Source organism: uncultured Campylobacter sp. (genome assembly GCF_938030785.1).
Taxonomy (GTDB): domain Bacteria; phylum Campylobacterota; class Campylobacteria; order Campylobacterales; family Campylobacteraceae; genus Campylobacter_B.
Genome location: NZ_CALHIK010000109.1, coordinates 1 through 10,850, shown reverse-complemented (window position 1 = coordinate 10,850; position 10,850 = coordinate 1). Strand labels below are relative to the sequence as shown.

Sequence of the window (10,850 nt, the reverse complement as noted above, 5' to 3'; positions counted from 1 at the left end):
TGGTAGAGGGCGTGCTGCTCTTTGAAAACCGCTACTACATCGCGATCACGGCGGTAGCGTTCGTCGCCTTCGTATTTTATCTACAGATCAGGCACAAAAGATTTTCAAACAAAGCTTATAAAAATTCTGTGGACGAAGGCTCTGAAAATTTAGACGAGGGCGCAAATTTAAAAGACGCGGATTCTGATGACGCAAAAAAGGCGCAGGAACCGCAAAGCAAAGACGCTGCGGCGGATGAAATTTTAAGCTTTAAAAGCGGCGATGAAATTTCAAATTCTCAAAGCGAGGATGAAATTTTAAATTCCAATGACGATCGCGGTGAAAATTCCAACGGAAATTTTAAAATTTCAAATAGCGGCGCGGATGAAAATTCCGAGCAAAATTTCAATCAGGACAGCGAAAATTCCAAGCTAGATTCGAACGAAAATTTCGCGCCCGACGCAAGGCACGATAGATGATCAAATCCGCGCTAATCGCGCTTGCGGTGATATTTTTGCTGCTTTTAAATTTAGCCAATCTTTTCGGCATGATAGGCCTAAGCGGGCCGGTGCCTGCGATGATCTGGTTTGCGATCAGCTTCTGCGGGATTTTTTACCTATACAAATTTTGCGGCGCAAAGCCAGTCGCAGCGCGGATCGGGATCTTTGCCGTAGCCTTCGTGGGCGGATTTTTCACGAGCGTTTTGTACTACGGATTTTTTAATTCGCAAACTTTGGAATTCGCCTTTACATACGCCCTTTTTGCGGTGGTATTTACGCTCGGCGTCGGCGTTATTTTGTAGCGAGCTTTAAAATTTAGCGCCCCGGCTTCAAATTTCGCCGCCGAAGCTCAAAATAAACCTCGCGCGATTTTGTAGAATTTCAAAATTTATCCGCGAACACCAAATTTACATCCTGATCTTGTAGGTCTTGTAGTTATCCTTCATCCTAAACGTCAGCAAATTTTGTAAAATTCCAAAAAGGATCATAAAGGTGATGAAGCTGCTGCCACCGTAGCTGAAAAACGGCAGCGGCACGCCCACGACGGGCGCGAAGCCCACCACCATCGAGATATTGACCCCCGCGTAGATAAAGATGAGCGAGGCAAGCGCGCTCGTAAAGACCCGTATCAGATAATCGTTTTTGAAGTTGTAGTTCAGGCTCAGCAGATGCAGTATCAGCAGCGCATACAGTGCGATCAGCGCGGCAGCCCCCACGAAGCCGAAGCGCTCGATCGTATAAGCGAAAATAAAATCGCTCGTCGCAATCGGCAGAAATTTAAAGTGCGTCTGCGTCGCCTCGTCTCTATCCTTGCCGTAGATGCCGCCGTTTCCGATAGCGATGATCGCCTGCTTGACCTGGTAATTGGGCTCCTCGCTGATGAAATCGGCGATGCGCTTTTTTTGATAATCGTGCATGTTTTCGTACAAAATCGGCGAGCTGGCCACAAAAACAATGATCAGCGTAAGCCAAATTTTTTTATCCACGCCGATGATGAAAAGGATCGCAAATCCCGTCAAAAAAAGTATCGCGGCGGTGCCCAGATCAGGCTCTTTAGCGATCAAAACGAAAGGTAGAAGTATGTAAAAGCTAAGGCGCAAAAAATCCTTCAGCCCGTAGCCGTTTTTCGGCGGCGGATTTTTGTGTATCAGATACATCAGCATCAGGATAAACGCGGGCTTCATCACCTCGCTGGGCTGCAGCGTAAAATGCACGAAAGGAATCTCCAGCCAGCGTCTCGCTCCTAGCTTGCTAACGCCGAAAAAATCGACGCTGAGCAGCAATATGATGTTGGTCCAATAAAATATCGGGATCAGATATAAAAATTTGCGTATCGGAAAGAGAAAAAACAGCGTAAAAACGGCAAATCCGACGCCGAAATAAACCACCTGCTTCGAGGACAGCACGTCGTTTGCCTCGCTTATTAAAACGTATGAAAAAACCACTATCGGCACGATCAAAAAAGGTTGAATGAAATCAAAATATGCTAAAATCTTTTTGTCAATTTTAAACAACGCTTAATCCTAATTAAAATTTTGACGTAAGAATAGCCAAAAAAGGTATAAATTTGGATAATCTAATAGCACAATGTAGCGAAAGGCTCGATGTTTTTTTAAGCTCGCAGCTTGGAATTTCGCGCAATCAAATATCAAATTTAATCAAATCCGAAGCGGTCAGAGTGGACGGAGCCGTGCAGAGTAGGCCCGGCTACAAGCTATCCGCGGGCGAGCTCGTGCACATCGACTACCCCGCGCCCGCGCCGCAACAAACGAGCGCAGAGCGGCTAAACTTCGACATTGAAATTTTATACGAGGACGAGGATCTGCTCGTGGTAAATAAGCCCGCGGGTCTTACCGTCCACCCCGCCGCAAGCGTCAAAGAGCCCACGCTCGTGGACTGGCTCAAGTCTCGCGGCTATCTGCTTTCCACGCTCGGCGGCGAGCTTCGCGCGGGCATCGTGCACCGCCTCGATAAGCTCACCAGCGGCGCCCTGCTCGTCGCTAAAAACAACGCTGCGCACGCTGCGCTCTCGGCGCAACTAAGCGATAAGAGCATGGGGCGGATATACCTCGCGCTCATCGACCTGCCGCTGAAGCAGCCATGCGTAATCGAGCGTCCGATCGCTCGCAATCCCGCAAACCGTCTAAAAATGGGGATCGTGCCCGGCGGACGCAACGCAAAGAGCGCGTTTTATGAAATTATAAGCGGCGCGGAACTAACGGAACTTCAAAACTCCGCCGAGAAGCGCGATGAAATTTTAGGCGCGGGCAATAGTACGGCTGCGGGCAAGAGCGCAGGCGCGGATAAAATTTTAAATAGCCGCGCGGATAACGCGGACGAAATTTCAAATAACTGCATGCGGAGCGCAGATAAAATTCCAAGCAGCCGTACTGGCAACGTAGGCAACGTAGATAGCACGGATAAAATTTTAACCGCCGATATGAACGCAAATGAAACCAAAGCCGCCCATCTCGCCGAGAATAAAGCTTTAAATTTTAAAAATCCCGCTCAAAACCAAATTTTGCCGCCGATAAACCTAAAGAGCTTTAATCTCGTCGCGGCAAAGCTCTTCACGGGTCGCACGCATCAGATCCGCGTGCATTTAAGCTCGATAAATCGGCACATTTTGGGCGATCATTTATACGGATTTAAGAGCGAAAACGCTAAAATTGGCAGGATTTTGCTCCATGCCTATTTGCTCTATTTCATCCATCCGCGAAGCGGCAAAGAGGTGAAAATATGCGCGAACTTGCCGAGCGAATTTCTAAATTTTACGACAAATCAAAAGGTAAAGGATGAAATTTATGAAAAAATTTTACCGACTAACGTTGAGCGCTACTTTAGCGATACTAGCGGGTGGCTGCGCTATGTCTAGCGCGCCTAGTGCAAGCGACGAGAGCCTGCCGCGCGTAGAGGGGATTAGGACGATCGCGAGCGACAATGAGATCGGGCTTGAGTGGCCTAGATACGACTTAGATGCCGCCGTGCTGGGCTTTGTCGTTTACCGAGCACCCGCAAGCGGCGGCGAAGCCAAAAAGATCGCCACCATCGCAGATCCATACTCCACTCACTACGTAGATACGAGGCTGCAGCCGGGCACTTCGTATAAATACACCGTGCGCACATACGGCGCCAAGGGCGTTTCGGCTCCTTCTCCGGTCGCTATCGCAAGTACTGCTAAGATGCTAGAGTCCGTGCCGTTTGCGCAGGCGATCTACGGGCTTCCGGGCCGCGTAAAGATCATCTGGCGTCCGCATCCGGATCTTCGCGTAAGCTCCTACGTCATCGAGCGCCGTCCGAAAGGAAGCGAGTCGTGGAGCAGCGTCAAAGAGGTTCGCGGCAGACTTAGCGCCGAGTATATCGATTACGTCGATTACGGCGAAGGATACGAATACAGAATCGTCGTAAAAACCGGCAAAGGAGAGTTGTCAAAGCCTAGCGCGGTTATCGCTACGGCACAGGCGGAATAAAGCTTGCCGAATTTCATAACCCGCAGCGTGAGCCTGCCGCGGCTGCCGATTAAACTCGGCGAGACCGAGTTTTTAGAGACGGCGCGCGGCAGAAATTTAACGCTCGTGCGAACTAATAGCTTTGATAGCGAGTTTTTTATCATCGTAAAGCCCAGCGGCGACAAGGTGATAGTAAAGGGCGAAAAGATCACCAAGCCCGCTAAGATTGGTCATCTGCAGCGAGCGCTCGAAATTTTTAAAGAGCGCTTCTGCGCGCAGATCATCTCGCAGGCGTTTGCTTACAAAGATAGCTCGCTTACCGAAAAAACGCCGCTGATTTTGGACGAGAATGAAATTTTATCCCTCGTAAAAAGCTCTAAATTTAATAAAATTTTTATCGAGATCGGCTTCGGCTCGGGCAGACACCTGCTTCATCAAGCGCGCTCGAATAAGGACGCACTACTAATCGGCATCGAAATTTACAAGCCCGCGATCGAACAGGTTGCAAAGCTAGCGATCCGCGAGGGGCTGCAAAACATTGCGCTGATTGCCACCGACGCGCGGGTTTTGCTAAGTCTGCTTCCCGCAGGCTGCCTGCAGCGCGTGTTTTTGCACTTCCCAGTGCCGTGGGACGACGCGCCGCACCGCCGCGTCGTAAGCGACGAGTTCGCCTCACAGATCGCGCGCACGCTCGGGCTCGGCGGCCGCTTCGAGCTTCGCACCGACAGCGAGGAGTACTTCCTTTACGCTATGCAAAAGCTCTCGCCCTACGTTCAGCACAAAGCAGGCGAAATTTCGCACTTCAAAAACCGCGACGTCGCGGTAGCTAGCAAATACGAGGATAGATGGCGCAAGATGGACAAAGACATCTACGATCTGATCTACGAAAACAAAACCGCGGGTCTGGGCGAGCCGCAGCGGTTTGAGATGGAATTTTTAAAATTTGACGCGGCGAAGATAGCGCAGAATTTTAAAAATTTCACCTTCAAAGGCGAGGATTTTTTCGTGCATTTTGAGGAAATTTTTTACTTTGACGCGCAGAAAAGCTTGGACGCGGACGGGATTTGCACGGCGGACGGCGTGAATTTAAGCAGCGCGGGCGAAGCGATAAACGACGAGACTACAAATTTAGACGCGATGCGCGACAAAAATTTGACCGAGCAAGCAAGCGTGGATGAAATTTCGTCAGACTGCGGCAAAATTTCAGCTACGGCGGCGGGCGATAAAATTTTAGCTTGCGAGAACGCTACGCAAATTCTAAAAAAAGCGAGCGCCGCGCCAAATACAAACCGCGCGAATGAAACGGGCGCAAAAGAGAGCGTAAATTTAAATCAAAATTACTTGGACTCAAACGACGTAAATTTAACGGGCGACGTTCCCATCGCGGTAAGCGCTAAATTTAGCCGCACCGCCCCTGGCGAAAAGCGCACTTTAGCCTGCGAGCAGATCGTAACAAAGCAAGGCGCGCAGATAAACAGCGCAGCCGCCGCAAGCGATACACTAAACGCAAACGACCTGATCGCAACAATCGACGCAAGCAGCGCGCTAAATGCTAGCGGCACGGAAGGTGCGCTTGCAGCTATCGATGCGACAGGTGCGAGAACTACACCTGCAACGATCAGTGTAATAGATGCGAGCAATGCGCCGAATTCAGGCGGCTCGTTCGCAGCGACCCGCGCAAACGAAACAAACGCGGCATTAAACATAAGCGCCGTACCTTGTAAAAAGGTATCGCAAGCCGAAAGGCAAAGCAAGCCGAGCTTCACCAAGCAGCAAGATAAACAGCAAAGCAACCTAGAAGGCCGTGCAGAACCGCGAGCCGAACACCAAAGCGAGCTAGACTGCGCAAAGTCACAGCTCAAACGACAAAGTAAGCCGTGCACCGCCGAGCCGCAGGACGTGCTAATCCTGCTTTCGCTCGGGGCGTTCGACTTTCCGCAGCAGTGTTTTATCCGCGCAAACGCAAGCGGCACGCGCTACTTCATCCGCCGCCCGCTTCCTACGCGCGAAAACCACGCGGCACATCAAAAAATTTCGGAGATATTTTCACAATGGCAGAGATAACGGACGATTACAACATCATCACCGCAGCGGGCCTCACGCTAGGCTACGAAAAGGCGGGCGCGGTCATCCAAGACGCGAGTTTCGGCATCGGCGCGAAGGACTTCGTCATCATCACGGGCAAGAGCGGTAGCGGTAAATCCACGCTGCTTAAGTCCTTCTACGGCGGCATCAACATCATCGGCGGCGAGCTGAACGTCTGCCTGTGCGATCTAAAGGGCATCACGAACTCCGATCTGCGCACCCTACGCCAGCGCATCGGCATTATCTTTCAAAACTACCGCCTGATCAACGAATGGACGATCGAGCGCAATATAATGCTTCCGTTAATGATAATGGGCTACAATCAGCAGGTCTGCCAAGACCAAGCCAAAAAGCTACTGCGCCACGTCGAGCTCGGGCATAAGATGGGCAAGTATCCGCTCGAACTTAGCGGCGGCGAGCAGCAGCGCGTGGCTTTGGCGCGCGCGATGGCGCATAATCCGCGCCTGCTGCTGTGCGACGAGCCTACGGGAAATTTGGACGACTACTCCAGCGCCATTATTTGGAATTTGCTGCGCTCGGCGTGCGAGTCGTGGAACGCCTGCGTCGTCATCGTGACACACAAAATGCCCGCCACGCTGCGTTTTAGGCACCGACATTTTGAGATTAAGGACGCTAAAGTAAATGAAATCGATTAAAACCCATTTCGGCGTGATCTTTTCGCTCGTCGCGCTGCTTTTTTCCGTGCAGTTTGGAATTTTTATGAGCAATCTAACCAAAAGCTACGAGCGCTCGATCCAAAACGAATACAACATCGTGCTAGTCTCCAAAACCTCGCTCAGCTTGCAAGACGCGCAAAAAGCGGTGCCTAAAATCAGCTCGATTGGCGAAATTTCGACCGCGGGCATCACCGAGCGACTGAAGGGTAAAATTTCACAAAACGCCTTTGCCGAGCTTAGTAAAAATTTGCCTAAATTTTATAGCGTCAAGCTTGAAAGCTTCCCCGACGCCGCGCAGCTTGCCAAGATCGAGCAGGATCTAAAATCGATCGGTTCGCTTACGCGGGTTGAAATTTTTAAAAAGACCCACGATGAAATTTTTAAAATTTTGCTGCTTATCAAAAGCCTCGTTTACGGCTTTGCGTTTCTGATCGTGCTTTTAGGCGTGATGTTAATTCACCGCCAGATGCGTATCTGGGTTTACGAACACAAAGAGCGCATCGAGATCATGGAGCTTTTCGGCGCGTCGTTTCTGATAAAAAGCGGCAAACTCTACCGAATGGCGATAATAGACTCCTTCATCGCTACGCTGATCGTGACCTGCTTCTACATTGCGCTTCCCTCTTGGGAGGTGTTTTCGACCACGCTTAAGGGCATCGGCGATCTGCGCACCGCCATAGTGCTACCTTACGATGCGCTAATCCTTTTGAGTGCCGCCTTGGCGCTATCTATCATCGCAGTTAGCTTTGTGATGCTGCAAATCGGAAATAAACGAGCATGAAAAGAGCTTTTTTAGCGCCGCTTCTTGCGCTAGGGCTTGCCGCAGCTCTTACTTATGCCGCGCCCGCAAAGGGACAAAGCACGAAAGATAAGATCGCCAAAGCGGGTCAAGAGCTCAAAAGCTCGCAAAAGGAGGGGATGCAACTCTCGCAAAAGATCGATGAGATCGCAGGCCAGATCGTAAAGGAGCAGGAGGGCTTTAAAAAGCGCGAGGGCGAGATCAAGCAGCTAAGCGAAACGATCGAAGGACTAAAGGATCAATACGCCGCCGAAGCGCAGGAGCTTGAGAAGCTAAATAGCCAAAACGCCACTCTTCTTAGCGTGCAAAGCGAACTGGAGAGCAAGATCATAAGCGTGATCTCGCAAGAGTTATCGTTTGATTTAATCACCGACGTAAATTCCACCACTACGCCCGATTCTATCGTGGCTAGCGAAATTTTAGAGGGGCTCGGCGTCGTTATGAACGACGAGCTGAAAGGTCTAATCAAAGACTACGAAAATAATCAAAATTTTATCAACGAACAGAATAAAAAGATCAAATCGATCCAGGCGAGCATGGCGGGCTACGACAAGAAAAAAACCGATCTTAACGCCAAGCTAACCACCCAAAAAGAGAAGCTCGCGCAGATGAAAAAGGACAAAGAGGACTACATCGCGCGCCTAGAGAAGATAAACGACGAGCAAGACGCCATATCTAAGACCCTGCAGGAGCTTAAGATCATCGACGACGCCGAGGAAAAAGCCAAAGCGCAGAAGGAGGAAGCGGCGCGCCAAGCAAAGCTTGAAGCGCAGAAGCAAAAGGAGCGCCAGGCACGCGAAAAAGAGTACGCCAAAGCAAAGGCGGCTGCCAAAAAGGCAGGCAAGCCCGAGCCTGCGCCTCCTAGCGAGCCCGAGCCAGAAGTGAGCGAGCCCGCGGATGAGCGCGTAAGCAAGATCAACCAAAAAGTCAAGCAGTACGGCTCTAGCTATCAGTCCTCGCGCGTTAAAAAATACAGCGGAGCTAAGACCGCGGCGCCTCTGAACGGCGCGTATTTGAAGCGAAAATTCGGCAACTACAACGATCCGGTGTATAACATCAAGCTTTTCAACGAAAATATCGTGCTGGGCTCAAACAGCGGCGACACGCAGGTTAAGGCGGTGCTGCCGGGCAAAGTGGTCTTTGCTAAAGAAACCGCCGTGCTCGATAAGGTGGTGATCCTAGAGCACAGCGGCGGCATCCACACGATCTACGCGCATCTAAATCAGATCCCGCCCACCGTGCGCGTCGGCTCCAATGTCAAAAAGGGCTACATCATCGGGCGCATCGGCTCGGATCTGACCTTTGAGGTGACGCAGCAAAACTACCACATCAACCCGCTCGATCTCATAAGTCTGAGGTGAAGCCATGGGCGGTGGAAATTCTAAATTTAGCGGATCTTGCGAGGACGCCGAAAGTTTAAATTTAAGCGGACAGAATTCGGACTGCGATTTAAATTTAGACGAGCAGAATTCTTTAAAAGGGCAAAATTGCGCCGCTTCAAATTTGGGCGATGAAAGCTCTGTGGAGGCGTTAAATTTAAACGAGCAAAATTCGGCCTCGGCGCTAAATTTAGATAACTCAAATTCTAAAACGATGCCAAATTTAAACAATCAAAATTTTACCGCCACAACGGATGCCGAAGCGGTATCAAAAACGGCGGCGGACGCGAAAACAACACGAAACACTAACGCAACGGCGGAAATGGCAACAGCAAAAGAAGCAGAAGCGGCGAGACCGCAGATCCAAGAGCTTACCAATTTTCTTAGCGAATACGCCGCCAAGATGCTTAGCATCGGCACCTACACCGCGCGAATCGAGCGCTGCGTGTGCAGGATCGCGGGCGCTTACGGCTACGAGGCGAGCCTGATGATATTCGTGCGTCACTTCATCATTAGCGTGATGGATCCTGCGGACAACTCCATCCGCCGCACCTACGTTAAAACGGGCGCTGCGGCGCAGATCAGCTTCGATCTGATCTCGGAGCTAAGCGCGCTTAGCTGGGAAATTTACGACGAGAAAATCCCCCTTGCGCGCGCTAAGGCTGCATTTGCAGAAATTTTAGCCTCGCAAAAGAAAAGCTTTGCCAAAACCCTCGTTCTGCTCAGCGTCGCAAACGCCGCATTCTGCGAGCTTTTCGGCGGCGATGGCGGCGCGATGGCATTAGTTTTTGCGGCTACGGCTTTTGGAGTTTGCGCCCGCCATCTGCTTAGCAAGCTCAAAATCAACCTAAAAATCCAATACATCGCGGTTTCGTTCGCAGTCTCCTTCATCGTCTCGCTAGGCGCTCGCTACGGGCTTAGCGCCACGCCCGACGTCGCCGTGGGATCGAGCATACTATTTTTGATCCCCGGCGTCTGGCTGATAAACTCCGTCTTTGACATCCTAAACGAAAATATGCTCGTAGGCATCAGCAGAGGGCTAAATACGGGGCTTTTGATCATCTGCATCGCGATCGGGCTCTTTCTGACGCTTAGCATCTCAAATTTGGGGCTCGTAAATGTTTGATATAGCGCTTTCGGTATTTAAGGACGCCTGCTTTGCCGCTGCGGCGGGGCTGGGGTTTGCGTATGCGTGCATGCCGCCAAAAAAGACGCTTATTTTCTCGGCACTGCTTGCGGCGGTTGCGCATTCGTGTAGGTTTTTGCTGATACAGAGCCAAATTTTTTCGATCGCCGCCGCGACGCTTTTTGCGTCGTTTCTGATCGGCGTTTTGGGAATGCTCTGTGCCAAGCGCCTCAAGGTGCCCGCAGAGATCATCGCCTTTCCCGCGCTGCTTCCGATGATCCCGGGCATCTACGCTTACAAGACGGTTTTGGCGCTGTTTTCTTATATCAAAGCCGCGGGCGCGCAGCAGAAACTCGCCCACCTCATCTCGTTTTTCGACAACGCCCTCGCCACGATCTCGATCTCGCTGGCGCTCGGCACGGGCGTTTCAATAACGCTGCTAATTTTCTACGAACAGTCCTTGATGATCACTCGCGGCGCAAGGAGCAAATAGCGCTAAGCAAGAAATTTTAAGCAGTCGCGGCGGGTAAATTTAAATTTTATCATCTTCGCTACCGAGGTAAATTTTATAATTTACCGCCCTTTCCGCAAAGGTAAAATTTAGCTGAGCTTTTCTGACTTAAACGCCCTTTTTACCGTCATATAAAAGCCACTAAAGATAAAAAGCGCCATACAAAGCGAAACGAGCGACCATAAAATTTTACCCGCGAGCCCAAAAAAATAGCCCGTATGTAGCTGATAGTTCGCGTCTTTAAACTCGCCCACGGTGATACCCTCCGTTTGCTTCTGCTGCGCGATTTTGCCCTCATTTAGCTTCACGCTCGCGCCTTTTGGACGGGCTGTAGCGGGCGCATCG

12 protein-coding genes are annotated in these 10,850 nt (G+C 50.7%); 10 read left to right on the top strand and 2 right to left on the bottom strand.

What is annotated here, in order from left to right:
• Together Q0438_RS06200 and Q0438_RS06195 are read left to right on the top strand one after the other, a co-directional pair.
• Window positions 1-458, top strand: a 458-nt coding sequence (locus Q0438_RS06200; protein ID WP_299188666.1) for a hypothetical protein, incomplete at its 5' end; no start/stop codon positions are given.
• On the top strand, window positions 455-781 hold the full coding sequence (locus Q0438_RS06195) for a hypothetical protein (protein WP_299188661.1): 327 nt from the start codon (window positions 455-457) through the stop codon (window positions 779-781). The genes Q0438_RS06200 and Q0438_RS06195, both read left to right, overlap by 4 nt.
• 105 nt (window positions 782-886) lie before the next feature.
• Here the strand turns inward: Q0438_RS06195 and Q0438_RS06190 are convergent, their stop codons facing one another.
• Window positions 887-1,993 carry an FtsW/RodA/SpoVE family cell cycle protein gene (locus tag Q0438_RS06190; RefSeq protein WP_298957131.1) on the bottom strand — a complete coding sequence of 369 codons (1,107 nt, stop codon included), beginning with the start codon at window positions 1,991-1,993 and terminating at the stop codon, window positions 887-889.
• Between the two features lie 53 nt (window positions 1,994-2,046).
• On the opposite strand from Q0438_RS06190, the gene Q0438_RS06185 reads away from it, so the two are divergent.
• The 8 genes from Q0438_RS06185 (at window position 2,047) to Q0438_RS06150 (ending at window position 10,487) form a co-directional block, all read left to right on the top strand.
• Window positions 2,047-3,354, top strand: a complete 1,308-nt coding sequence (locus tag Q0438_RS06185; RefSeq protein WP_299188659.1) for an RluA family pseudouridine synthase — start codon at window positions 2,047-2,049, stop codon at window positions 3,352-3,354.
• Window positions 3,284-3,949, top strand: a complete 666-nt coding sequence (locus Q0438_RS06180; RefSeq protein WP_299188657.1) for a fibronectin type III domain-containing protein — start codon at window positions 3,284-3,286, stop codon at window positions 3,947-3,949. The genes Q0438_RS06185 and Q0438_RS06180 overlap by 71 nt, the downstream gene beginning before the upstream one ends.
• Window positions 3,950-3,952: 3 nt before the next feature.
• Entirely contained in the window at window positions 3,953-5,992 is a 2,040-nt protein-coding gene (gene trmB, locus Q0438_RS06175) for a tRNA (guanosine(46)-N7)-methyltransferase TrmB (protein WP_299188654.1), read from the top strand.
• Window positions 5,980-6,669: a cell division ATP-binding protein FtsE gene (locus tag Q0438_RS06170; RefSeq protein ID WP_299188634.1), complete on the top strand. Its 690-nt coding sequence runs from the start codon at window positions 5,980-5,982 to the stop codon at window positions 6,667-6,669. The genes trmB and Q0438_RS06170 overlap by 13 nt, the downstream gene beginning before the upstream one ends.
• Window positions 6,656-7,471 carry a hypothetical protein gene (locus Q0438_RS06165; RefSeq protein ID WP_299188631.1) on the top strand — a complete coding sequence of 272 codons (816 nt, stop codon included), beginning with the start codon at window positions 6,656-6,658 and terminating at the stop codon, window positions 7,469-7,471. Before Q0438_RS06170 ends, Q0438_RS06165 begins: the two co-directional genes overlap by 14 nt.
• Window positions 7,468-8,850, top strand: coding sequence for a peptidoglycan DD-metalloendopeptidase family protein (locus Q0438_RS06160; RefSeq protein WP_299188628.1), 1,383 nt, complete (start codon window positions 7,468-7,470; stop codon window positions 8,848-8,850). The genes Q0438_RS06165 and Q0438_RS06160 overlap by 4 nt, the downstream gene beginning before the upstream one ends.
• A gap of 340 nt (window positions 8,851-9,190) precedes the next feature.
• On the top strand, window positions 9,191-9,994 hold the full coding sequence (locus tag Q0438_RS06155; RefSeq protein ID WP_299188676.1) for a threonine/serine exporter family protein: 804 nt from the start codon (window positions 9,191-9,193) through the stop codon (window positions 9,992-9,994).
• 1 nt (window position 9,995) lies between these two features.
• Entirely contained in the window at window positions 9,996-10,487 is a 492-nt protein-coding gene (locus Q0438_RS06150) for a threonine/serine exporter family protein (RefSeq protein ID WP_299188670.1), read from the top strand.
• Window positions 10,488-10,594: 107 nt separating this feature from the next.
• On the opposite strand, the gene Q0438_RS06145 is transcribed toward Q0438_RS06150, so the two are convergent.
• Window positions 10,595-10,850, bottom strand: a 256-nt coding sequence (locus Q0438_RS06145) for a PepSY domain-containing protein (protein WP_299188626.1), incomplete at its 5' end; no start/stop codon positions are given.